Source organism: Roseateles cavernae (assembly GCF_040187885.1).
Taxonomy (GTDB): domain Bacteria; phylum Pseudomonadota; class Gammaproteobacteria; order Burkholderiales; family Burkholderiaceae_C; genus Roseateles_E; species Roseateles_E cavernae.
Window position 1 is genome coordinate 14,812 of sequence record NZ_JBDPLH010000001.1, and the last position, 25,739, is coordinate 40,550.

A 25,739-nucleotide genomic window follows, 5' to 3' on the forward strand; every position below is an offset into this window, starting at 1 on the left:
TCTCAAGCCTTGCCCAGCGACTGGGTCGCCGCGACGAACTGCGCCAGCTTGGTCTTGGCGGCGCCGGACGCGATCACGGCACGGGCCTTGGCAATGCCGTCGGCAATCGACTCGGCGACATTGGCCGCATACAGCGTCGCACCGGCATTCAGGATCACGATATCGCGCGCCGGCCCTTCGACATTCTCCAGCGCCCCCATCAGCATCACGCGCGACTCCTCGGGGCCGGCGACCTTGAGGCTGCGGTTGCTCACCATCGAGAGCCCGAAGTCCTCCGGATGGATCTCGTACTCGCGCACCTCGCCGTTCTTCAGCTCGCCGACCAGGGTGGCCGCGCCCAGCGAGATCTCGTCCATGCCGTCCTTGCCATAGACCACCACCGCATGCTCGGCGCCCAGGCGCTGCATCACGCGCACCTGAATACCGACCAGATCGGGGTGGAACACGCCCATCAGGATGTTCTTGGCATCGGCCGGGTTGGTCAGCGGGCCCAGGATGTTGAAGATGGTGCGCACGCCCAGCTCGCGCCGTACCGGGGCGATGTTCTTCATCGCCGGATGGTGGTTGGGCGCGAACATGAAGCCGATGCCGGTCTGCCTGACGCTCTCGGCCACCTGAGCCGGGCTCAGCATGATGTTGGCGCCCAGCGCTTCCAGCACATCGGCGCTGCCGGTCTTGCTGGAGACGCTGCGGTTGCCATGCTTGGCGATCTGTGCGCCGGCCGCGGCCGCGACGAACATCGAGCAGGTGCTGATATTGAAGGTGTGGGCACCGTCGCCGCCGGTGCCGACGACATCGACCAGGTTGGGGTGCGGCGGCACCGGCACCTTGTTGCTCAGCTCGCGCATCACCTGGGCGGCCGCGGTGATCTCGCCGATGGTTTCCTTCTTGACGCGCAGGCCGGTCAGCAGCGCGGCCGAGATCACCGGCGACATCTCGCCGGCCATGATGCGGCGCATCAGGGTCAGCATCTCGTCGTGAAAGATCTCGCGGTGCTCGATGACGCGTGTCAGGGCTTCGTTGTCGGTAATGGGCATGCTTGTCGCTCCTGCAGATCTCAATACGGGCCGGCCGCAGCGCGGGCTGCGGCGGTTGGCGCCCTGCCTGCGGCGGCGAAGAACTCGCGCACGGCGGCCACGGTGCGGCGGATGCCCTCGGCGTCGACATCCAGATGGGTCACGAAGCGCAGGCCGATCAGGCCGGTGGCCAGGATGCCCTTCGCCTTCAGATGGGCCAGCAGATCGGCGCCGCGGCCGTCCGCCACATCGGCAAACACGATATTGGTGTCCACCGGGCGCACGCTCAGGCCCTCGATGCCGGCGAGTCCCTCGGCCAGGCTGGCGGCCAGCGCGTGGTCCTCGCGCAGGCGCAGCACATGGTGGTCCAGCGCATGGTTGGCCGCAGCCGCCAGCAGGCCGACCTGACGCATGCCGCCACCGACCATCTTGCGCACCCGCATCGCCCGCGCAATCAGCGCGGCCGAGCCGCACAGCATCGAGCCCACCGGCGCGCCCAGACCCTTGCTGAAGCAGACCGAGACGCTGTCGAAATGCGCGGTGATGCGCGCGAGCGCGGCGAACACATCGCCGTGTGCTCCCGCATCCGCGACTGCGGCGTTGAACACCCGCGCCCCGTCCAGATGGCAGCTCAGGCCGTGACGGCGCACCAGGGCCGTGGTCTCGGCCAGATAGGTGTGCGGCATGACCTGACCGTTCCAGGTGTTCTCCAGGCACAGCAGGCGGCTGCGCGCAAAGTGAGGATCGTTCGGCTTGATGGCTGCGGCGATGTCGGCCAGATCCATCTGGCCGCGGCCATCCTGGCTCAGCGGCTGGGGCTGGATGCTGCCCAGCACCGCCGCGCCACCGCCTTCATAGCGGTAGGTGTGGGCCAGTTGGCCGACGATGTACTCGTCGCCGCGCTCGCAATGGGCCAGCATCGCGCAGAGATTGCTCTGCGTACCCGAGGGCATGAACAGCGCCGCCTCCATGCCGGTCAGCGCGGCCATGCGTGCCTGCAGGGCCAGCACCGTCGGGTCGTCGCCGAAGACGTCGTCGCCCACCTCGGCGCGCGCGATGGCCTCGCGCATGGCGGCCGTGGGCCGGGTGACGGTGTCGCTTCTGAGGTCGACGATGGCGCTCATAAGGCTTGCTCCAGGAAATTCTTCAGCATCGCATGACCGTGCTCGGACAGGATGGACTCGGGATGGAACTGCACGCCTTCGAGCGGCGTGGCCGTGCCGGCCAGCTCGCGGTGGCGCACGCCCATGATCTCGCGATCCTCGCTGCGCGCGCTGATCTCCAGCACCGCCGGCATCGTGGCCTCCTCGATCACCAGCGAGTGGTAGCGGATCACCGAGAAATCCTGCGGCAGGCCCTTGAACACGCCCTTGCGGTCGGTGCTGATCGTGCTGGCCTTGCCATGCATCTGGGTCCTGGCGCGGATGATCCTGCCACCCAGCGCCGCACCGATGCTTTGATGGCCCAGGCAGACACCCAGGATGGGCAGCTTGCCGGTGAAGTGCTGGATGGCCTCCACACAGACGCCCGCCTCGGCCGGCGAGCAAGGCCCGGGCGAGAACACCAGCTGATCGGGCTTCAGCGCCGCGATCTCGGCGACGCTGATCTCGTCGTTGCGCACGACCTTCACATCCGCGCCGAGCTCGCCGAAGTACTGCACCAGATTGAAGGTGAAGCTGTCGTAGTTATCGATCATCAGCAGCATTTAGAAGCCCTCCTCGACCAGTTCAGCCGCGCGAATCAGCGCGCGCGCCTTCGCCTCGGTTTCCTTCCATTCCAGCTCGGGCACCGAGTCGGCCACGATGCCGGCGGCGGCGGCCACATACAGGGTCTGGTCCTGCACGATGCCGGTGCGGATCGCAATCGCCAGGTCCATATCGCCGGCAAAGCTCAGATAGCCGCAGGCGCCGCCATAGATGCCGCGCTTGACCGGCTCCAGCTCGTCGATGATCTGCATCGCGCGTATCTTCGGCGCGCCACTCAAGGTGCCGGCTGGGAAGGCGGCGCGGAACACATCCATATTGCTGAGGCCCTCGCGCAGCGTGCCCTCGACATTCGAGACGATGTGCATCACATGCGAGTAGCGCTCCACCGCGAAGGCATCGGTCAGCTTGACCGAGCCGGTCTTGGCGATGCGGCCGATGTCGTTGCGCGCCAGGTCGATCAGCATCAGGTGCTCGGCACGCTCCTTGGGGTCGGCCTTCAGCTCCACTTCCAGCGCCGCATCGAGCTCGGGCGTCGCGCCACGCGGGCGGGTGCCGGCCAGCGGGCGGATCGTGATCTGCTGGCCCTCGGGTGTGCGCTCGTGGCGCACCAGGATCTCCGGCGAGGCGCCGACGATCTGGAAGTCGCCCATATCGTAGAAGTACATATAGGGGCTGGGGTTCAGCGAACGCAGCGCTCGGTACAGACTCAGCGGCGACTCCGTATAGCGCTTGCGCAAGCGCTGGCCGAACACGATCTGCATGCAGTCGCCGGCCGCGATGTAGTCCTTGGCCTTGCGCACGCCGGCCTCGAAATCGGCCCGTGCGAACTCGCGCTCGACCGGGTGCGACTGGCCGCGCTTGACCTGGGGCGCCGAGACGCTGTAGGTCAGCTTGTCGCGCAGATCGCTCAGGCGCTTCTTGGCGCGGAAATAGGCCTCGGGCTGGGAGGGGTCGGCGTAGACGATCAGGTAGAGCCGGCCCGACAGGTTGTCGATGACGGCCAGTTCCTCGCACTGCAAGAGCATCACATCGGGCGTGTCCAGGCCGCCGCTCTTCTGTGTCTTGGCGAGCTTGGGCTCGATATAGCGCACCGCGTCATAGCCGAAATAGCCGGCCAGACCACCGCAAAAGCGCGGCATGCCGGGCCGCAGCGCAACCTTGAAGCGCTGCTGGTAGGCCTCGATGAAATCCAGCGGATTGCCCTCGTGCGTCTCGATCACCGCGCCATCGCGCAGCACCTCGGTACGCAGCCCATGGCTCTTCAGCACGGTGCGGGCCGGCAGACCGATGAAGGAGTAGCGGCCGAAGCGCTCACCGCCGACGACGGACTCCAGCAGGAAGCTGTGCCGTCCGTTGCCGGCACCGGCGCACAGCTTCAGATACAGGGACAGCGGAGTTTCGAGATCCGCAAAAGCCTCGCTGAGCAGCGGGATGCGGTTATAGCCCTGGGCAGCCAGGCTCTGGAATTCGAGTTCGGTAATCATCACGTACCTTGATGCAGGGCGGCCTCGCGCTCGAAGGCGACGCAGGCACGCCGGATGTCAGGTCGCTTGACTGCGCCCATCCCACCGGGGAGGTTCAGGCTGTGCGGCTCCGGAAACCAGGAGTCGGCACGCGGTCAATCAATCAAGCGGCTTCAGGCGAAGTCGGACGGGCGACGCCAGGGCCAGGCTCCCCGGTCGTTCGACCCCTTGATGTGCTTGCGCGTGATGAACATGATGCGGCGCAGTTTAGCAGTGCTTGTGTGACGACTCCGTTCAGGGTTTGTGCGTGATGCACAACACGGACAAGCGGGCGGGCTTCGCGCCATACTTCGCCGACAAGACGGAGCGAGACATGTCGAGACAAATCCTTGCGGCCCTGCTGCTGGCCGTGGCCCTGCCTATCCAGGCCCAGACGGTCGAGGTGGCCGGCGTCAAGTACGAGCCCACGGCCGACGTGGCCGGCCAGAAGCTGCAACTCAACGGCGCCGGCATTCGCTACAAGGCCGTCTTCAAGGTCTATACCGCAGGCCTGTATCTGGGCGCCAAGGCCGGCACACCGGAGGCCGCGCTCAACGCGCCAGGCCCGAAGCGCCTGCACATCCAGATGCTGCGCGAGATCGACGGCAACGAACTCGGCAAGCTCTTCACCAAGGGCATGGAGCAGAACGCCTCGCGCGAGGAGTTCGCCAAGGCCATCAACGGCGTGCTGCGCATCGCCGATATCTTTGCGACCAAGAAGAAGCTCACGACCGGCGAGAACTTCAGCGTCGAGTGGATTCCCGGCACCGGCACCGTGGTCTATGTCAACGGCGCCAAGGTCGCCGGCGAGCCGATCAAGGAGCCGGAGTTCTTCGGCGTGCTGCTGAAGATCTGGCTGGGCAAGTCGCCGGCCGACGACCAGCTCAAGGACGCGCTGCTGGGGATTCAGCGCAGCCGCTCGGGACAGTGAGCTGATCCAGCCGGTCCAGGTGCTGCAGCGCCGGCACCGCGTCGATGGGCTCGCCGTGGTTGTAGCCATAGCGCATCAGCACCACCGGGCAACCGGCGCCGCGCGCCGCACGGGCATCGTTGCTGGAGTCGCCGATCATCCAGGTGGCGCCAGGCGCCGTGCCCAGCGCCTCGCAGGTCTTGATCAGCGGTAGCGGATCGGGCTTCTTGCGCTCGAAGCTGTCGCCGCCAAACACCCAGCCGAAGTAGCCGGCCAGGCCCTTGCGCGCCAGCAGCTCGCGGGCAAAGGCCAGCGGCTTGTTGGTCAGGCAGGCCATCGGCAGGCCCAGCGCGGCCAGCCGCTCCAGCCCCTCGACCACGCCCGGAAACACCGCCGAGAACTGGCCGTTCAGCGCCAGATAGTGCTGCTGGTAGCGCGCCCAGGCGGTCTCGTAGAGCGCGGGCGCCCCGCCCACCTCGGCCAGCGTGCTGCGTATCAGATGCTCGCTGCCCTGGCCTATCGTCAGCTCGACGAACTCGCGGCTCACGGCCGGCAGCGCCAGCTCCTGCAGCACCAGATTCAACACCGCGACAAAGTCGCCCAGCGTATCGACCAGGGTGCCGTCGAGGTCAAGAATAAAGGCTTGGGGGTGGGTCTGAGGGTTCACGGCGGGCTTGGCGAACTGGGGAGCCGCGAGTTTAGCGGGCACGCTGGGCGCACCACCTCGATCCAGACAATTGTTTTACAATACGGACAATTGTTTTCAAACGCCATGGACAGCAAAAAAGAACAGCTGCTCGCACTGATACGCGACAACCCCTTCATCGGCCAGCAGGACCTGGCCGAGCGCCTGGGCCTGTCGCGCTCGGCGGTGGCCGGCCATATCGCCAGCCTGACGCGCGAGCGCCGGCTGCTGGGCCGGGCCTATGTGCTGCCGCAGCGTGCGCCCATCGTCTGCATCGGCGGCAGCAATCTGGACCGCAAGCTGCGCACCCTGGCGCCGCTGCAGATGGGCACCTCGAACCCGGTCAGCCAGCGCGAGACGCCCGGCGGCGTGGCCCGCAATGTGGCCGAGAACCTGGCGCGGCTGGGCCTGCCGGTGCATCTGCTCAGCGCGGTCGGCGACGATCCGGCCGGCCGCGAGCTGCTGGCCCATGCGGCGCGGCTGGGCATCGCGACCAGCGGCTCGCTGCAGGCCGCCGACGCCGCCACCGGCAGCTACACCGCCGTGCTCGACGCCGATGGCGCGATGCTGCTGGCCCTGGCGCAGATGGCGTTGACCGACAGGCTGACACCCGACTTCCTGCGACTCACCTCGGCCCAGCGCGCCAGCGCCAGCCTCACCGTGATCGACCTGAACCTGCCGGCCGACAGCGTGGCCCAGCTGATCAGCGAGGCCGCCGCCGACACGCGACCGCTGGTCGTCGTCGCGGTTTCGGTGCCCAAGATGGCGCGGCTGCCGCCGGACCTGCGCGGCGTGCACTGCCTGCTGCTGAACGAGGGCGAGCTGGCCGCGCTGTGCGGCGGCAAGCCGCTCTCCGGCCCGGGCGCGCTGCGGCGCGCCCATCGCCAGCTGCGCGAGCGCGGCCTGCAACAGCTGGTCGTCACCCAGGGCGCGGCCGGCCTGCTCTACAGCGACGGCGACACGCTGCTGGCGATGCCGGCACCGCGCGTGCCGGTGCTCGATGTCACCGGCGCCGGCGACGCCTTCTCGGCCGGGGTCTGCGCCTCGCTGTACCAGGACCCGCTCGACCTGGCCCTGGCCTGCCGCCGCGGCCTCGCGCTGTCGGCGCTGACCCTGCAGACCGAAGCCACCGTCCATCCCGATCTCGGCCCCGAACTGCTGCAATCCATCCAATGAGAACCTCCATGAGCACCCTGCACACCTTCATCGAATACTCGGCCGAAGTGGCCGCCGCCCGCGCCGCCGGCAGCCCCATCGTCGCGCTGGAGTCCACCATCATTTCGCATGGCATGCCCTACCCGCAGAATGTGCAGACGGCCCGCGAGGTCGAGCAGATCATTCGCGATGGCGGCGCGGTGCCGGCCACCATCGCCATCCTCGACGGCAAGATCCGCATCGGCCTGTCCGAGGCCGAGCTGGAGCTGCTGGGCCAATCGCCCGAGGCGCTGAAGGTCAGCCGGCGTGACCTGCCCTATGTGCTGGCCAGCGGCAAGATCGGCGCGACGACCGTGGCCGCGACGATGATCTGCGCGGCGCTGGCCGGCATCCAGGTCTTCGTGACCGGCGGCATCGGCGGCGTGCACCGCGGCGCCGAGACCTCCTTCGACATCTCGGCCGATCTGCAGGAGCTGGCCCAGACCTCGGTGGCCGTGGTCTGCGCCGGCGCCAAGTCCATCCTCGACATCGGCCTGACGCTGGAGTACCTGGAAACCCATGGCGTGCCGGTGATCGCGATCGGCCAGGACAATTTCGCCGCCTTCTACACGCCCGACAGCGGCTTCAAGGCCGACTTCCGCATCGACGCGGCGGCCGAGCAGGCTCGTTTCCTGCAGACCAAATGGGCGCTGGGCCTGGCCGGCGGCGTCGTGATCGCCAACCCGGTGCCGGCCGGGCAGGCGATGGAGCGTGCCGAGATCGAGCGCATCACCGCGCAGGCCCTGGCCGAGGCCGCCGCGCAAGGCATCGCCGGCAAGGCCGTCACCCCCTATCTGCTGGCCCGCATCAAGGCGCTGACCGAAGGCCGCAGCCTGGCCACCAATATCGCCCTGGTCAAGCACAACGCCGTGGCCGGCGCGCGCCTGGCGGTGGCCCTGGCAGCGTCCTGATCAGCCGACCTTGATCGGCGGGGCCGAGGGCGGGCGCCCCGCCCCGCTGGCGGCCTTGTGCTTGTACATGTCCTCGTCGGCCAGGCGCAGCAGGCTGGCGGAGTCCTTGGCCATGTCGGGAAAGCGGGCGATGCCGATGGCCGCCGAGATCTGCACCACCAGCTTGTGGGTCGGCAGATAGATGGGCTGGCGCAGCAGCGCGTCCAGCTTCTCGCGCACCTGGACGGCCGCCTCATGGCTGCCGACATCGGGCAGGATGACCAGGAATTCATCGCCGCCGATGCGACCCACCGTGTCGGCATCGCGCACCGCACCGGCCAGGCGCTGGCCCACCACCTTGAGCACCATATCGCCGGACTCATGGCCGTACTGGTCATTGACCGGCTTGAAACCGTTCAGGTCGATGAACAGCACCGCCACGCCCTCGCCTTCGCGCTGGGCCCGTGCCAGCGCCCGCTCCAGCCGGTCGTGCAGCAGGCGCAGCGAAGGCAGACCGGTCAACGCATCATGGTTGGCCAGATGCTGGACCACCTCCTCGGCACGGGTGCGGCGCTGCACCTCCTCGCGCAACTCGGCCAGGCTGTGCTCCACCGCATCGGCCATCTCGTCGATCACCGCCGACAGCTCGCCGAACTCGGTGTCCACCGGCAGCTTCGTGCGGCTGCCATGGCGGCCCGAGCGCACTGACTGGGCCCAGTCCCGCAGGGCCGCCAGCGGCTGGCGCACCGAGCGGTCGAATCGGTGCGCCGACCACAGCGCATGCAGGCTCAGCACCAGCAGGATGGCGGCGGCCAGATAGGAGGCCTGCTGGACGCTGCGCTGCGCCTGCAGCCGCTCCTGTTCCAGCCGCAGGGCCAGGCTCTGGGTCAGGCGCCGCAGCGGCGCCGCGATTTCGGCCTTGGCGCGCAGATAGGCCTCGCCGTGCAGCAGATCCAGGGCCTGGCGCCAGTCCTCCGGGCGCGGCGTGAAGCCCGGCCGCTTCTCGACCAGGCCCATGGCCTGGCGCTCCAGCGTCATCAGCGCCTCGGAGCGTTGCCGGGCCTCGTCGAGCAAACCCAGTTCCTGCGCCGTGAAACCGGCCGCGTGCAGGCGCTCCTGCGCCGAGGCCATGCGGCCAGGTCCGTCGGCGGCCTGCGCTTCGGCCAGGCGCAGATCCCAGAACGCCGCGTCATAGTCCAGCGGACGCGGCGCCTGCCCCTCGCGCATGCGCACGATATCGGCATAGAACTGGGCATAGCGCGGCTGCTGCTGCAGCACGAACAGACGCGCCATCAGGCTCAGTTCGTTGGAGCTTTGATACAGCTCGGCCGCCAGCTGATGGCCCTCGAAGCGCCGCGACTGGGCCTGTTCGAGCGCCCGGTAGGCCGAGGCCAGATGCAGCAGGGCCGCCACCATCAGCCCCACCAGGACGACCTGCACCATCAGGTGAAGGGCGAGCTTGGTGCGTATCTGCATGGCCGCAGCTTAGCGCTGCAGCAGCCAATTGAGTAGCGCTGCGACCCGGGCTGTCACAGCGCCGAGACACGCCCGCTTTGCAGGGCTTCGCGCAATCCCGACGCGCCCAGCTCCACCAGGCTCAGCACATGCTCGAAGCCCTGGATGCTGCCGAAATAGGGGTCGGGCACCTCCCGGCCGGCGTGGCCGGGCACGAAATCCAGGAACAGATGCAGCTTGTCCTGCTGCTGGGCCGGGCAGAGCAGGCGCAAATCGCGCAGATTGTCGTGGTCCATCGCCAGCACCAGGTCGAAGCGGGCAAAGTCCTCGGCCTGAACACGCCGCGAGCGCCATTTCTTGCCCAGCTCATAGCCGCGCTGCAAGAGCACGCGGGCGGCGCGGGCATCGACCGGCTCGCCGCGCGGCCCGGCGCGCATGCCGGCCGATTGCACCAGCGCATACAGGCCTTGCGCCTTCAAGACAGCCTCGGCCATCGGCGAGCGGCAGATATTGGCGGTGCACACCAGCAGGATGTTCTTCATCACCGCGATGATAGGAGACGCCGCTGCGGCCCGGCGTCCCGGCCTTGTCACTTGTTCAAGGCCGATGCTTGGTCGATATTCCGCAGTCCCTGAGCGAAGACAAGTTTGGTGGCTGGTGGCCGGCCCGCCAGTATCAGTTTGGTATCAGTATCAGGCGGTGCCGCTGCGCTCGCTGCGTATCAGTTTCTGCACCGGCACATCAAAATACCGTGCCAGTTCGCGGGCCACCCGGTAAATCACCGGCTTGCCGGTTTCGGCACGCTTGATCGACGCGATCGAGACCCGAATTTTCCGGTCGCTGCAGGAAAATGCCATTTCCTCCTGGCTCTGCAGTTTCTCGCTGCGCAGATCCTTCAGTATCTCGGAGACCAGGAATACCCGCCCGGTGGTCGGCACCGGCCGACCGGCGCGCTCTGTGTCTTGCTGCATGCTCGGACCCTCTTGTGATGATGGGGGCGGGTCGGTCGAGCGTCCCGCCGCGGCGCCGCAGATCTCCGCGACGCCACGGACTCTAGGCAGCCCGGGCTCGAACAAGCTTCCGGAAACCTTCCGGGGCCTTATGAACGAAAAAACCAAGGGATAACCCTTGATTTTGACGGATCTACGGTCAAGCAAGTCCGCGAATTGTCGACGTGCCCGGCGCTGGCGGCAGTCTCAGCTTGGTCTCATCTCGGTCTCAGGTGGGCGGTACCGGCTCATTGGTCGTCGTTCTTGACCTCGGGGTCGGTGCTGGGATACAGGCAGGTGACCTCACCGGGGCTGGAGAACATCAGCACCACGCCCTTGGTGACGATCTCGCTGGTGGGCATGCCCACCGCGACGATGTGCTCGTCATTGGCCGGCGTGAAGTTATGGCTGTTGAGCGTCGGTGCATGGCCCAGGGTCTTGAAGACCGAGCCGACCAGCACCAGCGGCGAGGCGGTCGCCTGCACGAAATTGCAAACCCCGGCGCTTTGTGGAATGCGCAAAGGCTGCTCAGCCACCTGGGTACAGGCTGGGTCGGTGAAATAACTGCAGTCGGCATAGTTGCCGCTGGCGTCTATCGAAGCCTTGACATAGTAAGTATTGGTCGACATGGGCATCCCTTTTTCAACTGGTTTCGAATGAATCAGGAGCGGGAATCTCGCCGTTCGGCCAACCATTGCTGCTCGGCGCCGACCTGGCCTTTCCGCTCCAGGCAGGAATATGCCTGGACCCAGGTGTCGGTAATATCGAAATGAACCCGCAGCAAGGGCCGCAGGCGGTCCAGTTCGGTCAGCACGGTTTCACATTGCGCGCGCGCCGCCGTCGCGGCGCGCGCTTGCGTGTGCAGATCCGCGACGGCCAAGCGGACCTTGGCGCGCTCGGCGTGCAGGCGCAGATCATCGGGCTGGGTCCGCAGCGCATCGCTCAGACTGGGCAGCAGGCCCGTCAGCAGCTCAAGGGCCTCGACGCCTTCGCCCTGGGCGCGCAGTTCGCGGCCCAGCGCCAGCGTGGTCTGGGCGCGCTGGGGCAGGCGACGCAGCGTCGCCGCCGCGCTGGCGCCGCTGTTGAAACGCTGCAGCTGCGCCAGCAGTTCGCGCAGCCGCGCCGCGCTGCGCCCGGGTGCCTGCGTCTCGATCTCCAGCACCTCGACCCGGGCCAGGCCCAGCCGCCATTTGCGGTTATCGCTCTCCTGCGCCAGCAAGCAGCCAAACAAGACCTTGGCCCGGCCGAGGGCCGCCAGCGCCTGATCCCGCTGCCCCAGCTTCTGCCAGGCTTGGCCGATCCAGGTCTGGGCCACCGCTTCGCTGTCCAGCCACTCCAGATCCGACGGGGCCTGGGCGCGCGCCTGTGCAATGCCCTGCAGCCCCTGCTCGAACAGGCGCCGCGCCGCCTCGAACTCGCCCTGCCACAGCAAGGTCGTGCCCAGCCAGGTCAGGCTGTTGGCCCACCAGGCCTTCAGGCCCAGGTCATCGGGGCGCAGCCGCATCGCCTGCTGCTTGAGCTCGATCGAGACACGGAACTGCCGCGCCGCGCCGGGCAGATCGCCGCTGTCCAGCATCACCGTGCCCAGGCTGTTCTCGGCATAGGACAGCTCGATCAGCGGCTCGGCCTGACCGGGCGCCTCGGCCAGCCATTGGGCGCTGTGCTCGCGGTAGGCCTGCCAGGCGGCGCGCGCGGCGTCGAACTGGCGCTGCACATAGAAGGCATGGCCCAGCCAGAAATCGGCCGCGCCCTGGGCCTTGCGCCACTGCGGCAGCAACTCGGCGGCGGGCGTGGCCGCATCGAGCAGGCGGCGCGCCTGCTGCAGCGGCGCTATCGCCGCCTCCAGCTCGCGCTTGGAGACCCGCACCTCGCCGATCACGGTCAGGGCCTTGGCGCGCTGCAGCAGGGCTTGCGGCTCGGTCGGACGGTCGCCTTCGGCCAGATGCTTCAGGGCCTGCGCGCCGACGCTGTCGAGCAGCTCAAGCCGGCCCACCGGGCGCAGCTTGTCGGCGAACTCGCCCAGCATATAGCCCAGCAAGTCATCGGCCTGCTCGCTGCGCTGGCGCGCCAGCTGCTCGGCGCGGTCGGCCCGCCAGGCCAGCATGCCGCTGAGCAGGGTCAGCAGGGCCAGCCCCAGCACGGCCGCCAGGCGCAGATGCCCGCCGCGCGCGGCGCGGCGGCGCGAGACCTGCACATAGTCACGCTCGGCCGCGCTGATCGCGAACTCGCTATGCCCCAGCAGCGCCAGCGCGTCGGCCAGCTGCTTGCCCTTGGGCAGCAGGTACTCGGCGGCCCGCCCCTCGGCCTGCCAGCGTGCCACCTGCTGGCGCAGCCGGCTGCGCAGCTGCAGGGCCTGCTGGTGCTCGGCAATCCATTCGGTGACCCGCGGCCAGCGCCGCAGAATCGCCTCGTGGGCGACGCGAAAACCGGCCCGCTGCTCGATCAGATCGCTGACCAGCAGCCGCGCATCGACCAGGGCCTGGACCAGCTCGCGCTCGGCCGCGCCCCCCAACTCGTCCCACAGCGCGCGCCGGCTGGTGGCGCGCGCCTCCTCGGCCGACAGGCTGATCTGCAGCGCCAGCACCTGCGGCAGGGCCTGCTGCTGGATGGGCAGCAGGCTCTTGATCACGGCCTCGGCGCGCAGGCCGATCGCGCCCTCCAGCCCGCCAAGCTCGCGGTAGGCGGCAAAGCTCAGCTCGCCATGCGGGCTGCGCAGCCGGTACAGCTCCTCCAGCGTGTACTGCAGCAGCGGCAGCGCGTCCGGGCTGTGGGCCGCGTCGTCGCAGAGCTGGTCGTCGAGCCGCGCCCGGGTGGCCGGATCGATGCCGAAGCTCAGGCCGGCGGCGCGTGCCGGCAGGCGGATCATCTGGGCGATCTCGGCACGGCTGGGCGGGCCCAGGTCGAAATGCGCGCCCAGCTGCTTGTCGCGCATCAGCAGGCTGTGCTCGGACAGGCGCGGATAGAAATCGTTGCGGCAGGCCGCGATCACGATGACATCGCCGCTGTCGGCCAGGGCCTGCAGCGCGGCCAGCAGGTCGCCGACGCAGGCGGCATCGAGATGGGGCGCGACGAACAGCGCCTCCAGCCGGTCGACGAAGAGCAGCAGCGCCGCGTCGCGCCCGCCGCGCGCCGCCGCGATCTCGGCCAGCACGGCCTGCGGCGTGTGCGCCAGGCTCTGCGCCAGGCTGTCGGCGCTGGCGCCGGGGAACAGGCAGCGCCCGTCAATTTCCCAGTCCAGCAGCGCGGCCGCCAGCGCGGCCAGCGGCGCATGCAGGCCGATATCGCCGAGGTCCAACCCCGTGCTGCTCAGGCCCTGCAGGGCCGGGAACAGGCCGGCCTGCACCAGCGAGGTCTTGCCCGAGCCGCTGGGCCCCAGCAGCAGCGTGAAGGCACGCCTCTCGTGCCAGCGGGCGCGCACGCTGAGCAACAGTTCCTGCAGCACGCGCTCGCGGCCGAAAAAGACCTCGGCATGGGCCGCATCAAAAGCCTGCAGGCCGCGAAACGGCGAGCCGCCGCGCCAGCCGCCCTCGCGGGCCTGGGGCGCGGGACCATCGCTGGACGCCACCGGGGCCAGCACGCGGTAGCCGCGCTTGCGCAGGGTCTCGATATAGCGCGGCTCGGTGGCGCTGTCGTCCAGCGCGCGGCGCAGCTGGGCCACGGTCTTGTGCACCGGGTTGTCGCCCAGCGGCTGCTCGGGCCAGCACTGCTGCAGCAGCTGCTCGGCGCTGATCACCTGGCCGGGCTGCTCGCACAGCGCCACCAGCACCTGCATCGCCCGCGGCTCGATCTGGCGGCGCTCTTCGCCCCGGCTCAGGCCATTGCTGGCCGGATCGATCGCCCAGTCGCCGAGGACGAAGCGCATCGCGCGGCGTCGCTCAGCGCGCCAGCTCCGCGCGCATCGCGTCGATGACCGCCTTGTAATCGGGCTTGCCGAAGATGGCCGAGCCGGCCACAAAGGTGTCTGCGCCGGCATCGGCGATCTGGCGGATGTTGTCGATCTTGACGCCGCCGTCGATCTCCAGCCGGATGTCGCGGCCGCTCCGCTCGATGATTCGGCGGGCCGCCTCCAGCTTCTTCAGCGCGCTGGGGATGAAGCTCTGACCGCCGAAGCCCGGGTTGACGCTCATGATCAGCACCAGGTCAACCTTGTCGATCACCCACTCCAGCACGTCCAGCGGCGTGCCCGGGTTGAACACCAGGCCGGCCTGGGCGCCCTCGGCCTTGATCAGCTGCAGCGTGCGGTCCACATGGGCGCTGGCCTCGGGGTGAAAGCTCACCAGATCGGCGCCGGCGCGCACAAAGGCCTGGGCCAGGCTGTCGACCGGCTGCACCATCAGATGCACATCGATGGGTGCGGGCGTGCCATCGGGCTTGACGGCATGCTTTTTCAGCGCCTCGCAGACCATGGGCCCGAAGGTCAGATTGGGCACGTAATGGTTGTCCATCACGTCGAAATGGATCCAGTCGGCGCCGGCGGCCAGCACCGCGCGCACCTCCTCGCCCAGGCGGGCAAAGTCGGCGGAGAGGATGCTGGGGGAGATCAGCGGAGAGGGGCGGCGGGAGGTGCTCATGATCGGGCGCAGGGCTGGGAGTGAGCCCCAATTTTAGGAGCCCGCCAGCCCGCCGAAGCAGGTGGTCAGCAGCATCTCGATGATTTGCGCATCGCTGTGCTGGCCGCCGGCCTTCAGCAGGGCGAGTACCGGATCGCAGGCGCGGGCGAACAAGGTGTAGAGCACGATCTCGGGCGGCAGATCGGGGCGCAGGCTGCCATCGGCCTGGGCTGCGGCGATCCATTCGCCGAGCTCGTCGCTCAGGGTCAGCAGCCGGTCCATATAGAGCTTGTGCCCCGTCAGCGCCGCGCGCAGGCTGGAGTTCTGCGCCGGCAGCGAGGGCATTTCGCCGGCCAGCTGCACCTGCATGGTCCAGCGCGCCACGGCCTTGAGCCTGTCCAGCGCCGAGCCCGGCTGCTCGCGCAGCCGCGCCAGCTCGGCCAGCGCCCGCTCCAGCACCCGCACCATCGCGGCAGCCGCCAGCTCCTCCTTGGAGCTGAAGTGCTTGTAGAGGCTGGCCTTGGCGATGCCCACATCGGCCACCACCTCGTCCACCGTCATCAGGTCAAAGCCCTTCTCGGCCAGCAGGCGGTTGACCGCATCGACGATGGCGTCCTCGCGGGCCTGCAGGACCTGTTCGCGGAATGAAACTTTTGCCATCGCCCGATTCTAGGGCTCGCCGCAGCAACCGAGAACCCAACGGTCAAATAGATACTGCAAAGTAATTTTCAAAACCAAACAGTTGACAAAATGAACTGATCAGTTCAAATTTCACACCTCGTCATACCCAGATCGAGGAAGCGAGGACCCTATGCTCAGATGGCTCTGCCCCGCCTTGCACCAGCCCGGCCTGATGCCCGCCGAGGGTGCATCCGCCGATCCGAGCACCGCGCTGCCGGCGCCGTTGGGCTGGCTGCAGCAGGCCATGCAGCGCGCCGGGCTGGACAGCCTGCTCAGCCACGGTCAAGGCCTGACCCTGCTGGCGCCCGAGCACGCCGCGCTGCAGCAGCATCTGGCCGCGCAGGGCCTGACGATGGACACGCTGATGGCGCAGCCGCAGCGGCTGCGCGCCTTGCTGCTGGAGCACCTGCTGCCGCTGCCGCTGCCGCTGAACGGCGACGCGCTGCTGCAGGCCCGTCCGCTGCCCAGCCTGGGCGGTGGCGTGCTGCGCCTGCAGGTCGATGCCCAGGGCCCTCGCGTGATCGATGCCCAGGGCCATCAGGCCCGGCTGCTGGCCGGCAATCTGCGCTGGGGAGCGCTGCGCCTGCACCTGATCGACCGCGTGCTGCAACCGCCGACGCAGGGCCTGCTGGCGCTGCTGCAGCAGGCCCCGTCGCGCGGCGAGCTGGCCGAGGCCCTGCATCGCTGCGGTCTCGACGCGGTGCTGCGTGCCAGCGGGCCCTTCACGCTGCTGGCGCCCAGCGACCAGGGCTTCGAGCTGCTGGCAGGCCGCCTGGGGCTGCGCCGGCGCGCGCTGATGAAGGACACCGAACGGCTGGGCCATCTGCTGCGCCACCACCTGCTCGGCGGGCGCTGGCTCAGCCACGAGCTGCCCTGGGGCGGGCGCATGAACAGCGCCCAGGGCCTGGGCATCGAGTTCAGCCCGCTGGGCCTGCTGGGCAGCGGCGACGCCGCCCAGCCGCTGCAGCCGGGCAGCGATCGCCAGGCCAGCAACGGGGTGCTGCATCTGCTGGCCGCGCCGCTGCTGCCCGCCGCGCAAGGAGCGCCCGCCCCCCGAACCCCCTTCATCAACCACCACCAAGGAGACTCCCATGCTTGACTGGTTCAAACGCCTGACCCTGCTGGCCTCGGTCGGCCTGCTCGCCGCCTGCGGCGGCGGTGATGATCACCCGCCCACGGTCGTCGACATCGCCCGCAGCGACGCCCGCTTCAGCATCCTCAGCGAGGCGGTGGTCGCGGCGGATCTGGGCACCACGCTGTCCGCACCGGGCACGCTCACCGTGTTCGCGCCGACCAATGACGCCTTCGCCGCGCTGCTGACCGAGCTGGGCATCAGCAAGGCCCAGCTGCTGGCCGACAAGGCCTTGTTGACCGCGGTGCTGACCTACCATGTGCTGCCCGCCAAGGTGGAGCGTGCGGCCATCCCGGCCGGCAAGCCCATCAGCACGCTGCAGGGCGGCATCTTCAAGATCGAGCTCAGCGGCGGCACCGCCCGGGTGACCGACGGACGCAACCGTGTCTCGACCATCACCGCCACCGACATCCAGGCCAGCAACGGCGTCGTCCATGTGCTGGACCGTGTGCTGCTGCCGGCCGACAAGACCATTGTCCAGACCGCCAGCGCGCTGCCCGATTTCAGCATCCTGGTCGAGGCCGTGGTCGCCGCCGATCTGGCCGGCACGCTGAGCGGCACCGGCCCCTTCACCGTGTTCGCGCCGACCAACGCGGCCTTCGCCGCCCTGCTGACCGAGCTGGGCATCAGCAAGGACGCCTTGCTGGCCGACAAGGCCCTGCTGACCAAAGTACTGACCTACCACGTGCTGCCGGCCCGGGTGCTGAAGGCCGATGTGCCGGTCGGCCCGGCCATCACGACCGTACAGGGCAACACCTTCACGGTCGACGCAAATCTCGACATCAGCGACCGCAACGGCCGCAAGGCCAGGATCACCGCCACCGATGTGCTGGCCAGCAATGGCGTGATTCATGTGATCGACAAGGTCATCCTGCCGACGCTGTGAGCGTCGCCCGCCCCCTTTTCCTCAACCCCAAAGAAAGCAGTACCGATGAAAAAGCTCTTTGCAATCAGTGCCCTGTCCCTGCTCGCGCTGTCGGCGCAGGCCAAGGACATCGTCGACACCGCTGTGGCGGCGGGCAGCTTCAAGACCCTGGCCACCGCGCTGCAGGCCGCCGGCCTGGTCGACACCCTCAAGGGCCCCGGCCCGTTCACCGTGTTCGCGCCGACCGACGCGGCCTTTGCCAAGGTGCCCAAGGCCGACCTCGACGCTCTGCTGAAGGACAAGGCCAAGCTGACCGCCGTGCTGACCTACCACGTCGTGCCCGGCAAGGTGATGGCCAAGGACGTCAAGGCCGGCAAGGTCAAAACGGTGCAGGGCAGCGAGCTGACCCTCGCCACGATGGGCGGCGTCACGGTCGATGGCGCCAAGGTGACGGCCACCGACATCGCCGCCGACAACGGCGTGATCCATGTGATCGACAGCGTCGTGATGCCCAAGTAAGCCCGGCCGGGCTCAGCGCGGCGGCTTGAAACGCCGCCGCGCGGCCGCCACCTCGGCATGCGTCACGCAGTGCGGCGCATGGTCGTTGATCAGGCCCATCGACTGCATGAAGGCATGCATGGTGGTCGGGCCGACAAACTTCCAGCCGCGCTTCTTCAGGTCCCTGGACAGGGCCTTGGAGGCCGGCGACTCCGTCAGGTTCTCGTGGCCGCCCTCCGGCTCGAAGCGCCATATATAGGCGGCCAGCGAGCCCTGCTCGGCAACCAGTTCGATGACGCGCTGCGCGTTGTTGATGACCGCCTCGATCTTGCCGCGATGACGGACGATGCCGGCATCCTGCAGCAGGCGCTCGACGTCGGCAGCATCGAAGGCCGCCACGCGCTCGGCGTCGAAGCCGGCGAATGCGGCGCGGAAAGCCTCGCGCTTGGCCAGGATGGTGCGCCAGGACAGGCCCGACTGGAAACCTTCCAGGCACAGCTTCTCGAACAGGCGCCGGTCATCGGCGACCGGGAAACCCCATTCGGTGTCGTGATAGTGCAGATAGGGCGGCCAGTCGGCGGCGGCGGCGCACCAGCGGCAGCGCGGCCGGCCATCGGCGGGAATGTGCAGTTGTGGATTCATGGTTGTCGATAACGTTCGGCCAGATCGCGCAGAAAGCCTTCGCGCTCCAGCGTTTGCAAGGCCTGCAGCAGGCGCCGCGTGAGGGCCGGCGGCAGCTGCTTGGCCACCACCGCGTACTGGGTATCTTCATGGAACACGACCGGCGCGATGCGCAGCCGCCCCGCGAACTCGGGCAGGCTCAGCAGCGGCAGCAGGGTCATGTCTTGCCCGTAGACCACGTCGGAGCGCCCCAGCATCAGCATGCGCAGCGCATCCAGGTCGGAGCGCGCCGCGTCGCTGAAGGGCACCCTGGCCTGCGTCAGCGCCTGCGCCAGCGCCGAGCCCTGGGCCACCAGCACCGGCTTGTCGATGCCCGCGCCCCTGAGCTCGGCGACGCCGCGCAGGGTGGTGGGGTCGTTCTGGCGCTGCACCGCCACATGCCGCACCCGGTACAGCGGCACCGGCAGATAGTCCCATAGCCGGGCCCGCTCGGCGGTATTGAGCAGGCAGAAGAACACATCGATCTCGCCCTGGGCCAGCATGCGCTCGATGCGCCGCAGCGGCGTCAGCCGCCCCTGCCCCTCGAAGCGCAGCCCGGCATCGAGGCGCTCGACCGCGCCCATCAGCTCGGCGCAGATGCCGGGCCGTGCGCCGCCGCCGGGCGCATACTTGACCGGCGCGCCGCTTTGCGCCACGGTGCGCAGCACCACGGGCTGTGCAAGGGCGGCCCAAGGCGCGAGGCCCAGCACCGCCAGCCATGCCCGTCGTGTGATCGCGGGGTGTCTCATCCCTGTTTTTGACTCTGCTTCCAATGTCGGCCCGGGCTTCAGCATAGCCGCCCGGCATCATGATGCAGCGCAACAACCATAGAATAGTCACCATGGCTCAAGCTCAATTCACCTGCAGCGTTGTCGTGCAAGTCCTGCCCGAGCAGACCGAGGCTGAACAAGGCCGGTACGCCTTCAGCTACACGATCAGCATCGAGAACACCGGCGATGTCACGGCCCAGCTGGTGGCCCGCCACTGGCATATCAGCGATGCCGCCGGCCATGTGCAGGAGGTCAGCGGCCTGGCCGTGGTCGGCCACCAGCCGCTGCTGGCGCCGGGGCAGAAATTCCAGTACAGCTCCTGGGCCCAGATCGCCACGCCGCAAGGCAGCATGCGCGGCCGCTTTCTGTGCGTCAGCGAAGACGCCGAGGTGTTCTACACCGAAGTGCCCGAATTCATGCTGGCCGACACCAGCACCCTGCATTGATGTGGTTCAAGCGAGTGAACCGGGCCTGGGATCTGACGGCCCTGCTGAACGCGGCCGACCCCAGGGCCGAGCTGGCGGCACGCAATCTCTGGCTGGTGCGCCTGATGGAGTGGCTGCGCCACCCGGTCAAGCGCCACGGCGAGGCGGGCCTGGAGGGTGGCAGCGAGCGACCCTTGCCGCTGCTGCGCCTGAAGCATCTGCTCAATATGTTGGAGCGCAACCCGGCCCACGCCACGGCCTTCGCCGGCGTGCTGGGCAGCGTCTGGCGCGATATCCAGGCCCTGGGCCTGTTTGCCGATGTCGGCTTCGCTTCGCGCATGGCCCTGTGGAGCGAGCTGCTGCACCGGCTGCGCCAGCGCGTGCTGCCCGACACGGTGGACACGCGCGAACTCGGCGAGCTGTTCGGCCTGCTGTTCCCCGAACCCGAGGACGCGCTGTGGCTGGCCGAGCTTGACGACGAGCTGCTGAGCCGGCTGGCGGCGCTGTTCGGCCGGGCCGTGCCGGCCGGCGATGTCTGGCGCGAGCCGATGCTGGGCGGCCTCACGGTGCTGATCAGCGGCGTCGCGGCGGCCGGCCTGTCCGGCCCGCTGCGCCAGCGCATGGATCCCGAGCTGCTGAGCCACAAGCCGTTCACGCAGCTGGGCCGCGCCACCGAGCAGTTCAGCGATGCACTGCAGCGCGCCGACCGCGCCGCGATGATGCCGGCCCTGCAATACCTGCGCGTGCTGCTGGACAGCTGCCGGCTGGCGGCCGAGAGCATTCCGCGCCATCTCGAGGGCTATGGCGTCTCGGTGGACATCATCTTCGAGGTCGAGCAGATGCTGGAGCGGCTGCGCCGCATCGAGACCCTGCTGGACTGCCTGGTCTCCCCCGAGCCGCAGCGCGAGCTGGCGCGCCTGGTCGCCAACCTGGTGCGCGTGATCCATGCGCGGCGCAGCGTGCGCACGCTGTTCGCGCGCCACTACTCGATGCTGGCCCGCAAGGTGGCCGAGCGCAGCGCCGAGACCGGCGAGCACTACATCACCCGCAACGCCGCCGAGTACCGCGACATGCTGCGCCGCGCGGCCGGCGGCGGCCTGGTGATCGCCGGCACCACCTTCATCAAGTTCGCGGTCGGTGCGCTGTCGCTGTCGGCCTTCTGGGCCGGCTTCTGGGCCGGCACCAACTATGCCGCCAGCTTCGTCGCGATCCATCTGATGCACTGGACCGTCGCCACCAAGCAGCCGGCGATGACCGCGCCGGCGATGGCACAGAAGCTCAGCGACATCGACCAGGACGAGGGCCTGGAAGGCTTTGTCGACGAGGTGGCCCATCTGCTGCGCTCGCAGATCGCCGGCATCGTCGGCAATCTGGCCCTGGTCCTGCCCATGGTGCTGGGCGTGCAGCTGCTGAGCTGGCTCAGTTTCGGCGCGCCGCTGGTCGGGGCCAAGGACGCCGAGCATGTGCTGCACAACCTGACCCTGCTGGGGCCCACGCTGCTGTTCGCCGCGCTGACCGGCACCCTGCTGTTCGCCAGCAGCCTGATCGCCGGCTGGGTCGAGAACTGGTTTGTGTTCTACCGCCTCGACGCCGCGATCGCCTGGAACCCGCGCATCGTCGCCCGCCTCGGCCAGGCGCGCGCGCAGCGCTGGGCCGACTGGTGGCGCAGCAATATCTCGGGCCTGACGGCCAATGTCTCGCTGGGCATGATGCTGGGCCTGGTGCCGGCGCTGCTGGGCTTTTTCGCGCTGCCCATCGAGGTGCGTCACGTCACACTGTCGGCCGGCCAGATTGCCGCGGCCGCCGGCGCGCTGGGGCTGGAGGTGCTGCACCGGGCCGATTTCTGGTGGTGCGTGGCCGCCGTGCCGCTGACCGGCGCGCTCAATGTCTCCGTCAGCTTCTATCTGGCCTTCAAGGTGGCATTGCGCTCGCGCGGCATCATGCTGGCCGACCGGGCCCGCGTCAGCGGCGCGATCTGGCGGCGCTTCAAGGCGCAGCCGCGCAGCTTCTTCCTGCCGCCCAAGGCCATTTAAGGCCTGGGGTCGCGGTCCTGATCGGCGTCGCGTCGCTCGCCGCCCTTGCGGCCGGAAAACATGGTCCACCAGACAATGAATATCAGCAGGGCCAGCGCGCCCAGGGCCTCCAGCAACAGCAATCCCATGTCTTTATCCACTCTCTCCTGGCGTGCCGGTCTGGCGGCGGCGATTCTAGGCGCGCTGGCGGCCTGCTCCACCACACCGCTGCCGCCGATGCCTCCCGGGCCTGCCCCCGCAACGCCCGCAGCGGGCGAGACCGGCGTCAAGCCCCCGGCGGGGCCGGAGCGGGAGCGCGCCACGCTGCTGCGCGAGCGCTCGCGCTGGCTGGCCAGCGACTGGTCCGAACTGCCCGGCTGGGGCGAGGACCGCGCCGCCGAACTCTGGCCGGCCCTGCTGCGCGGCTGCGCAAGACCGGCCCCCGGCTGGGCCAGCTTGTGTGCACGCGCGCAGCGCGACCGGCCGGCCGACGATGTCGAGGCCCATCTGTGGCTGATGAAGCATCTGCAGCCCTACCGGGTCGAGAGCCTGGACGGCCAGGTCCAGGGCCTGGCGACCGGCTATTACGAGCCGCTGCTCGAAGCCACGCGCCGGCCGCAAGGCAGTTTCCGGGTGCCGCTGCATGCGGCGCCGCCCGATCTGCAGCAGCGCCGCCCCTATTTCAGCCGCCAGCAGATCGCCACCGAGCAGCGCGAGCGCCTGCGAGCGCAAGAGCTGCTCTATATCGAGGACCCGCTCGATGCGCTGGTGCTGCAGATCCAGGGCTCGGGCCGGGTGCGGGTGCAGGAGGGCGACGGTCGCCAGCGCCTGGCGCGGCTGGCTTTCGCCGGCCACAACGACCTGCCCTACCAATCGCTGGGCAAGCTGCTGATCGAACGCGGCGAGCTGCGCGCCGAGCAGGCCTCCTGGCCGGCCATCAAGGACTGGGCGCGCCGCAACCCGGCCCGCCTGAACGAGCTGCTGTGGCAGAACCCACGCTATGTGTTCTTCCGCGAGGAGCCGCTGCCCGATCCCGAACTCGGGCCGCGCGGCGCCCAGGGCGTGCCGCTGACGCCGGGCCGCTCGATCGCGGTGGACCGCGCCAGCATCCCCTACGGCACCCCCGTCTGGCTGGACAGCAGCGAGCCACTCTCCAGCACGCCGCTGCGTCGCCTCGTGATGGCGCAGGACACCGGCAGCGCCATCGTCGGCGCGGTACGGGCCGACTACTTCTGGGGCTGGGGCGAGCAGGCCGAGGCCCAGGCCGGCCGCATGAAGCAGGCGCTGCGGCTGTGGGCGCTGTGGCCCCGGGAGCCCTCATGAAACGCTACCACTGCCATCTCGGCCGCGACATCTTCGTCACCGCCGGCACCGCCCGCGATCTGGCGCCCGGCGCCTTCGGCATCTGCGCGATCGGCGGCGGGGCCGAGGGCTGGGCCGTCGTGCATATCGGCCCGAACGGCGATGCCGCCGACCTGGGCGGCGAGTACTACTTCGCGACGCCCGAGGAGGCGCTGGAATTTCTCAAGGAGCTGATTGAGCTGATGGGTACGGCGCCCGAGTGAGCCGCTCGAACTCAAGCAGCGGCACCGGCCGGCTGAACAGATAGCCCTGGTGGGCCTGGCAGCCCTGGGCCAGCAGGAAGTCGCGCTGCGCCTCGGTCTCGACGCCCTCGGCCAGTACCTGCAGCCCCAGGCTCTGTGCCAGCGCGACGATGGTGCTGACGATGGCTGCGTCCTGCTTCTCGGTCAGTACATTGCGCACAAAGCTCTGGTCGATCTTCAGCTGGTCCAGCGGCAGGCGCTTCAGATAGCTCAGCGAGGAATAGCCGACGCCGAAGTCGTCCAGCGAGATGCCAACGCCGCAGGCCTGCAGCGCATTCATCTTCGCGATCATGCCCTCGACATCGTCCATCAACAGGCTCTCGGTCAGCTCCAGCTTCAGCAGCTGCGAACGCGCGCCGCTGCGCGCCAGCGCGTGCTGCACCTGGGTGACGAAATCGGGCTGCTGGAACTGCCGGGCGCTGACATTGATGGCCAGGCTCATCTGCGCCAGTGCCGGGTCGGCCGCCCAGGCCACCAGCTGCCGGCAGGCGCTGTCCAGCACCCACTGCCCCAGCGGCACGATCAGCCCGCTCTGCTCGGCCGCCGGCACGAAGTCCAGCGGTGCCACCAGTCCGCGCCGCGGATGCTGCCAGCGCAGCAAGGCCTCGGCGCCTATCACCGCGCCGCGACCATCGACCTGAGCCTGGTAGTAGAGCTCGAACTCGCCGCGCTGCAGGCCTTTGCGCATATCGGCATCGAGCTCGGCGCGGGCGCTGGCCGCGCTCTGCATCGTCGGGTCGAAGAAGCGGATCGCATTGCGGCCGGCTGCCTTGCTCTGGTACATGGCCAGATCGGCCTGCTTCATCACGTCCTCGCTGCCCTGCGCCAGCGCATCGAACAGCGCGATGCCTATGCTGGCGGTGCAATGGTGTTCATGCAGGCCGAGCTCGTAAGGCTCGGTCAGCGCTTCCATCAGCTTGCCGGCCACGCCCTCGGCCTCGGCCGCCGCCTGGGGCTGCTCGCCGCTGAGCTCGGCCAGTATCACGACGAACTCGTCCCCGCCCAGCCGCGCCACCGTGTCGCTCTTGCGCAGGCAGGGCGCCAGCCGCAGCGCCACCTGCTGGAGCAGCAGATCGCCACAGTCATGACCGCGGGTGTCGTTGAGGGTCTTGAAATTATCCAGATCGAGCAGCAGCAGCGCGCCGCAGCGGCCGCTGCGCTGGGCCGCGACCAGGGCCTGCTGCAGCCGGTCCAGCAGCAGGCGGCGGTTCGGCAGCGCGGTCAGCGGGTCGTAGAAGGCCAGGCGCTCGATCTCGGCGGCCGCCGCCTTGCGTTCGCTGATATCGCTGAACAGGCCCACGCAGTGGCTGACCTCGCCCCGGGCATCGCGCACCGCGGTCAGGGTCAGGCCCATCGGAAAGGTGCTGCCGTCCTTGCGCCGGCTGATCAGCTCGCCGCGCCAGCGGCCGTTGCGCAGCAGCAGGGTGCGGATCTCGGCGACGAAGGCGGCATCGTGGCGGCCCGCGCCCAGCATCAGCGGCGTCCGGCCCAGCGCCTCGGCGGCGCTGTAGCCGGTGATCTCGGTGAAGGCCGGGTTGACGCGCAGCATCTCGTCCGAGGCGCCGGTCACGAACATGCCTTCCTGCGTCTCGAAGGCGGTGGCCGCCAGGCGCAGCTCCAGCTCGTTGTGCTTGCGCAGCGTGATGTTGTTGCCGGTGCCGCGATAGCCGCAGAAGACGCCCTCCGCATCGAAGACCGGCAGGCCGCTGATCTTGATCCAGCGCAGCGAGCCATCGGATTGCGGCAGGCGGAACTCGAACTGATGGATGGGCCGGTGCTGCTCCAGATCCGACAGATGCTGATCCCAGGCCGGCTGCTCCTCGGGGGCCAGCGCCTGCACCAGCTCGCGCGAGCTGCGGCCCAGCAGCGACTCGATGGCCCGGCCGGTCACATGGGCGCTGTTCGGCGAGACATAGGTGAAGCGCAGCTGCGCGTCGAGCTCCCAGAACCACCAGTCGGACGCGGCGGTGGCGAAGTCCTGGAAGCGCTGATCCTGGTGGCGCTGCAGCCCGTGCTCGCGCCGCAGCCGCCGCACCACCTGGCGCATGCGTAGCCAGTGCGCGCCGGCTAGCAGGGCCAGCGCGGCCGCGCCGCCGCCGACCAGCATCATGGCCGGCTCCTGGGGAGCCTGGGAGGGACGGGCGAGGGGGAGTACTGCAACATGCGCGGGCCGGGTGAGCGAGATCGAACCAGGC

Annotated in this window: 26 protein-coding genes; 10 read left to right on the forward strand and 16 right to left on the reverse strand. The window is 69.0% G+C overall.

All coding sequences use genetic code 11. The annotated features are described in order from the left end of the window. Positions 1-2: 2 nt before the first annotated feature. The 4 genes from trpD to trpE are packed head-to-tail and all read right to left on the reverse strand — an operon-like array spanning position 3 to position 4,206. Positions 3-1,037, reverse strand: coding sequence for an anthranilate phosphoribosyltransferase (trpD, locus tag ABGI63_RS00085; RefSeq protein ID WP_349740445.1), 1,035 nt, complete (start codon positions 1,035-1,037; stop codon positions 3-5). Positions 1,038-1,057: 20 nt separating this feature from the next. Then, positions 1,058-2,140 (reverse strand): low-specificity L-threonine aldolase, encoded by a 1,083-nt coding sequence (ltaE, locus tag ABGI63_RS00090; protein WP_349740446.1) that lies wholly within the window; start codon positions 2,138-2,140, stop codon positions 1,058-1,060. Beyond that, on the reverse strand, positions 2,137-2,721 hold the full coding sequence (locus ABGI63_RS00095; protein ID WP_349740447.1) for an aminodeoxychorismate/anthranilate synthase component II: 585 nt from the start codon (positions 2,719-2,721) through the stop codon (positions 2,137-2,139). Before ABGI63_RS00095 ends, ltaE begins: the two co-directional genes overlap by 4 nt. Beyond that, complete coding sequence (gene trpE, locus ABGI63_RS00100) at positions 2,722-4,206, reverse strand: anthranilate synthase component I (protein ID WP_349740448.1); 1,485 nt, start codon at positions 4,204-4,206, stop codon at positions 2,722-2,724. A 352-nt stretch (positions 4,207-4,558) separates the two neighbouring features. Between trpE and ABGI63_RS00105 the strand changes: the two genes are divergently transcribed. Beyond that, the gene (locus tag ABGI63_RS00105; protein WP_349740449.1) at positions 4,559-5,155 is read left to right on the forward strand and encodes a chalcone isomerase family protein; all 597 of its coding nucleotides are present in this window, start codon (positions 4,559-4,561) and stop codon (positions 5,153-5,155) included. Here ABGI63_RS00105 and gph read toward each other — a convergent pair. Then, the gene (gene gph, locus ABGI63_RS00110; RefSeq protein WP_349740450.1) at positions 5,109-5,801 is read right to left on the reverse strand and encodes a phosphoglycolate phosphatase; all 693 of its coding nucleotides are present in this window, start codon (positions 5,799-5,801) and stop codon (positions 5,109-5,111) included. The two genes, ABGI63_RS00105 and gph, sit on opposite strands and share 47 nt — an antisense overlap. 105 nt (positions 5,802-5,906) lie before the next feature. Here gph and ABGI63_RS00115 point away from each other — a divergent pair, with 105 nt between their 5' ends. Continuing rightward, on the forward strand, positions 5,907-6,995 hold the full coding sequence (locus ABGI63_RS00115) for a carbohydrate kinase (RefSeq protein WP_349740451.1): 1,089 nt from the start codon (positions 5,907-5,909) through the stop codon (positions 6,993-6,995). An 8-nt stretch (positions 6,996-7,003) separates the two neighbouring features. Next, on the forward strand, positions 7,004-7,924 hold the full coding sequence (locus ABGI63_RS00120; protein ID WP_432767363.1) for a pseudouridine-5'-phosphate glycosidase: 921 nt from the start codon (positions 7,004-7,006) through the stop codon (positions 7,922-7,924). Here ABGI63_RS00120 and ABGI63_RS00125 read toward each other — a convergent pair whose 3' ends face one another. The 7 genes from ABGI63_RS00125 to ABGI63_RS00155 all read right to left on the reverse strand — a co-directional run bounded on the left by ABGI63_RS00125 (position 7,925) and on the right by ABGI63_RS00155 (position 15,557). After that, a complete protein-coding gene (locus tag ABGI63_RS00125; RefSeq protein ID WP_349740452.1) occupies positions 7,925-9,379 on the reverse strand; it encodes a diguanylate cyclase in 1,455 nt (484 codons plus the stop codon). A 53-nt stretch (positions 9,380-9,432) separates the two neighbouring features. Further along, complete coding sequence (locus ABGI63_RS00130; protein ID WP_269838289.1) at positions 9,433-9,900, reverse strand: low molecular weight protein-tyrosine-phosphatase; 468 nt, start codon at positions 9,898-9,900, stop codon at positions 9,433-9,435. Positions 9,901-10,050: 150 nt separating this feature from the next. Further along, the gene (locus ABGI63_RS00135; RefSeq protein WP_137942904.1) at positions 10,051-10,329 is read right to left on the reverse strand and encodes a helix-turn-helix domain-containing protein; all 279 of its coding nucleotides are present in this window, start codon (positions 10,327-10,329) and stop codon (positions 10,051-10,053) included. Between the two features lie 266 nt (positions 10,330-10,595). Continuing rightward, positions 10,596-10,976 (reverse strand): hypothetical protein, encoded by a 381-nt coding sequence (locus tag ABGI63_RS00140; protein WP_349740453.1) that lies wholly within the window; start codon positions 10,974-10,976, stop codon positions 10,596-10,598. 32 nt (positions 10,977-11,008) lie between these two features. After that, a complete protein-coding gene (locus tag ABGI63_RS00145) occupies positions 11,009-14,209 on the reverse strand; it encodes an nSTAND1 domain-containing NTPase (protein WP_349740454.1) in 3,201 nt (1,066 codons plus the stop codon). 13 nt (positions 14,210-14,222) lie between these two features. Next, the gene (rpe, locus tag ABGI63_RS00150; protein ID WP_349740455.1) at positions 14,223-14,918 is read right to left on the reverse strand and encodes a ribulose-phosphate 3-epimerase; all 696 of its coding nucleotides are present in this window, start codon (positions 14,916-14,918) and stop codon (positions 14,223-14,225) included. 33 nt (positions 14,919-14,951) lie between these two features. Then, positions 14,952-15,557 carry a TetR/AcrR family transcriptional regulator gene (locus ABGI63_RS00155; RefSeq protein WP_137942900.1) on the reverse strand — a complete coding sequence of 202 codons (606 nt, stop codon included), beginning with the start codon at positions 15,555-15,557 and terminating at the stop codon, positions 14,952-14,954. 151 nt (positions 15,558-15,708) lie between these two features. Here ABGI63_RS00155 and ABGI63_RS00160 point away from each other — a divergent pair, with 151 nt between their 5' ends. From ABGI63_RS00160 to ABGI63_RS00170, 3 genes are read left to right on the forward strand one after another with little or no spacing between them, the layout of a single operon-like run. Next, positions 15,709-16,677 carry a fasciclin domain-containing protein gene (locus tag ABGI63_RS00160; RefSeq protein WP_349740456.1) on the forward strand — a complete coding sequence of 323 codons (969 nt, stop codon included), beginning with the start codon at positions 15,709-15,711 and terminating at the stop codon, positions 16,675-16,677. Then, entirely contained in the window at positions 16,670-17,596 is a 927-nt protein-coding gene (locus ABGI63_RS00165; RefSeq protein WP_349740457.1) for a fasciclin domain-containing protein, read from the forward strand. The genes ABGI63_RS00160 and ABGI63_RS00165 overlap by 8 nt, the downstream gene beginning before the upstream one ends. Before the next feature lie 45 nt (positions 17,597-17,641). Next, a complete protein-coding gene (locus ABGI63_RS00170; RefSeq protein WP_349740458.1) occupies positions 17,642-18,094 on the forward strand; it encodes a fasciclin domain-containing protein in 453 nt (150 codons plus the stop codon). A gap of 12 nt (positions 18,095-18,106) precedes the next feature. Here the strand turns inward: ABGI63_RS00170 and ABGI63_RS00175 are convergent, their stop codons facing one another. Both ABGI63_RS00175 and ABGI63_RS00180 read right to left on the reverse strand, forming a co-directional pair. After that, positions 18,107-18,715, reverse strand: a complete 609-nt coding sequence (locus ABGI63_RS00175; protein ID WP_349740459.1) for a DNA-3-methyladenine glycosylase I — start codon at positions 18,713-18,715, stop codon at positions 18,107-18,109. Beyond that, entirely contained in the window at positions 18,712-19,404 is a 693-nt protein-coding gene (locus ABGI63_RS00180) for a substrate-binding periplasmic protein (protein ID WP_349740460.1), read from the reverse strand. The genes ABGI63_RS00175 and ABGI63_RS00180 overlap by 4 nt, the downstream gene beginning before the upstream one ends. 170 nt (positions 19,405-19,574) lie before the next feature. Here ABGI63_RS00180 and apaG point away from each other — a divergent pair, with 170 nt between their 5' ends. Further along, a complete protein-coding gene (gene apaG / locus ABGI63_RS00185) occupies positions 19,575-19,949 on the forward strand; it encodes a Co2+/Mg2+ efflux protein ApaG (protein ID WP_349740461.1) in 375 nt (124 codons plus the stop codon). After that, on the forward strand, positions 19,949-21,961 hold the full coding sequence (locus tag ABGI63_RS00190; RefSeq protein ID WP_349740462.1) for a site-specific recombinase: 2,013 nt from the start codon (positions 19,949-19,951) through the stop codon (positions 21,959-21,961). The genes apaG and ABGI63_RS00190 overlap by 1 nt, the downstream gene beginning before the upstream one ends. Here the strand turns inward: ABGI63_RS00190 and ABGI63_RS00195 are convergent. After that, positions 21,958-22,089, reverse strand: coding sequence for a hypothetical protein (locus ABGI63_RS00195; protein WP_349740463.1), 132 nt, complete (start codon positions 22,087-22,089; stop codon positions 21,958-21,960). The two genes, ABGI63_RS00190 and ABGI63_RS00195, sit on opposite strands and share 4 nt — an antisense overlap. Between ABGI63_RS00195 and mltA the strand changes: the two genes are divergently transcribed. Together mltA and ABGI63_RS00205 are read left to right on the forward strand one after the other, a co-directional pair. After that, entirely contained in the window at positions 22,088-23,263 is a 1,176-nt protein-coding gene (mltA, locus tag ABGI63_RS00200) for a murein transglycosylase A (protein ID WP_349740464.1), read from the forward strand. The two genes, ABGI63_RS00195 and mltA, sit on opposite strands and share 2 nt — an antisense overlap. Continuing rightward, positions 23,260-23,505 carry a hypothetical protein gene (locus tag ABGI63_RS00205; RefSeq protein ID WP_349740465.1) on the forward strand — a complete coding sequence of 82 codons (246 nt, stop codon included), beginning with the start codon at positions 23,260-23,262 and terminating at the stop codon, positions 23,503-23,505. The genes mltA and ABGI63_RS00205 overlap by 4 nt, the downstream gene beginning before the upstream one ends. Here ABGI63_RS00205 and ABGI63_RS00210 read toward each other — a convergent pair. Then, entirely contained in the window at positions 23,465-25,654 is a 2,190-nt protein-coding gene (locus tag ABGI63_RS00210) for a putative bifunctional diguanylate cyclase/phosphodiesterase (protein WP_349740466.1), read from the reverse strand. The genes ABGI63_RS00205 and ABGI63_RS00210 overlap by 41 nt on opposite strands. Between the last annotated feature and the right edge of the window lie 85 nt (positions 25,655-25,739).

Excerpts from the sequence above, each read along its gene's own strand:
- trpD (WP_349740445.1), bottom strand. The coding sequence starts at position 1,037 with ATGCCCATTACCGACAACGAAGCCCTGACACGCGTCATCGAGCACCGC.
- ltaE (WP_349740446.1), bottom strand. The coding sequence starts at position 2,140 with ATGAGCGCCATCGTCGACCTCAGAAGCGACACCGTCACCCGGCCCACG.
- ABGI63_RS00095 (WP_349740447.1), bottom strand. The coding sequence starts at position 2,721 with ATGCTGCTGATGATCGATAACTACGACAGCTTCACCTTCAATCTGGTG.
- trpE (WP_349740448.1), bottom strand. The coding sequence starts at position 4,206 with ATGATTACCGAACTCGAATTCCAGAGCCTGGCTGCCCAGGGCTATAAC.
- ABGI63_RS00105 (WP_349740449.1), top strand. The coding sequence starts at position 4,559 with ATGTCGAGACAAATCCTTGCGGCCCTGCTGCTGGCCGTGGCCCTGCCT.
- ABGI63_RS00115 (WP_349740451.1), top strand. The coding sequence starts at position 5,907 with ATGGACAGCAAAAAAGAACAGCTGCTCGCACTGATACGCGACAACCCC.
- ABGI63_RS00120 (WP_432767363.1), top strand. The coding sequence starts at position 7,004 with ATGAGCACCCTGCACACCTTCATCGAATACTCGGCCGAAGTGGCCGCC.
- ABGI63_RS00125 (WP_349740452.1), bottom strand. The coding sequence starts at position 9,379 with ATGCAGATACGCACCAAGCTCGCCCTTCACCTGATGGTGCAGGTCGTC.
- ABGI63_RS00130 (WP_269838289.1), bottom strand. The coding sequence starts at position 9,900 with ATGAAGAACATCCTGCTGGTGTGCACCGCCAATATCTGCCGCTCGCCG.
- ABGI63_RS00135 (WP_137942904.1), bottom strand. The coding sequence starts at position 10,329 with ATGCAGCAAGACACAGAGCGCGCCGGTCGGCCGGTGCCGACCACCGGG.
- ABGI63_RS00140 (WP_349740453.1), bottom strand. The coding sequence starts at position 10,976 with ATGTCGACCAATACTTACTATGTCAAGGCTTCGATAGACGCCAGCGGC.
- ABGI63_RS00145 (WP_349740454.1), bottom strand. The coding sequence starts at position 14,209 with ATGCGCTTCGTCCTCGGCGACTGGGCGATCGATCCGGCCAGCAATGGC.
- rpe (WP_349740455.1), bottom strand. The coding sequence starts at position 14,918 with ATGAGCACCTCCCGCCGCCCCTCTCCGCTGATCTCCCCCAGCATCCTC.
- ABGI63_RS00155 (WP_137942900.1), bottom strand. The coding sequence starts at position 15,557 with ATGGCAAAAGTTTCATTCCGCGAACAGGTCCTGCAGGCCCGCGAGGAC.
- ABGI63_RS00160 (WP_349740456.1), top strand. The coding sequence starts at position 15,709 with ATGCTCAGATGGCTCTGCCCCGCCTTGCACCAGCCCGGCCTGATGCCC.
- ABGI63_RS00165 (WP_349740457.1), top strand. The coding sequence starts at position 16,670 with ATGCTTGACTGGTTCAAACGCCTGACCCTGCTGGCCTCGGTCGGCCTG.
- ABGI63_RS00170 (WP_349740458.1), top strand. The coding sequence starts at position 17,642 with ATGAAAAAGCTCTTTGCAATCAGTGCCCTGTCCCTGCTCGCGCTGTCG.
- ABGI63_RS00175 (WP_349740459.1), bottom strand. The coding sequence starts at position 18,715 with ATGAATCCACAACTGCACATTCCCGCCGATGGCCGGCCGCGCTGCCGC.
- apaG (WP_349740461.1), top strand. The coding sequence starts at position 19,575 with ATGGCTCAAGCTCAATTCACCTGCAGCGTTGTCGTGCAAGTCCTGCCC.
- ABGI63_RS00190 (WP_349740462.1), top strand. The coding sequence starts at position 19,949 with ATGTGGTTCAAGCGAGTGAACCGGGCCTGGGATCTGACGGCCCTGCTG.
- mltA (WP_349740464.1), top strand. The coding sequence starts at position 22,088 with ATGTCTTTATCCACTCTCTCCTGGCGTGCCGGTCTGGCGGCGGCGATT.
- ABGI63_RS00195 (WP_349740463.1), bottom strand. The coding sequence starts at position 22,089 with ATGGGATTGCTGTTGCTGGAGGCCCTGGGCGCGCTGGCCCTGCTGATA.
- ABGI63_RS00205 (WP_349740465.1), top strand. The coding sequence starts at position 23,260 with ATGAAACGCTACCACTGCCATCTCGGCCGCGACATCTTCGTCACCGCC.
- ABGI63_RS00210 (WP_349740466.1), bottom strand. The coding sequence starts at position 25,654 with ATGATGCTGGTCGGCGGCGGCGCGGCCGCGCTGGCCCTGCTAGCCGGC.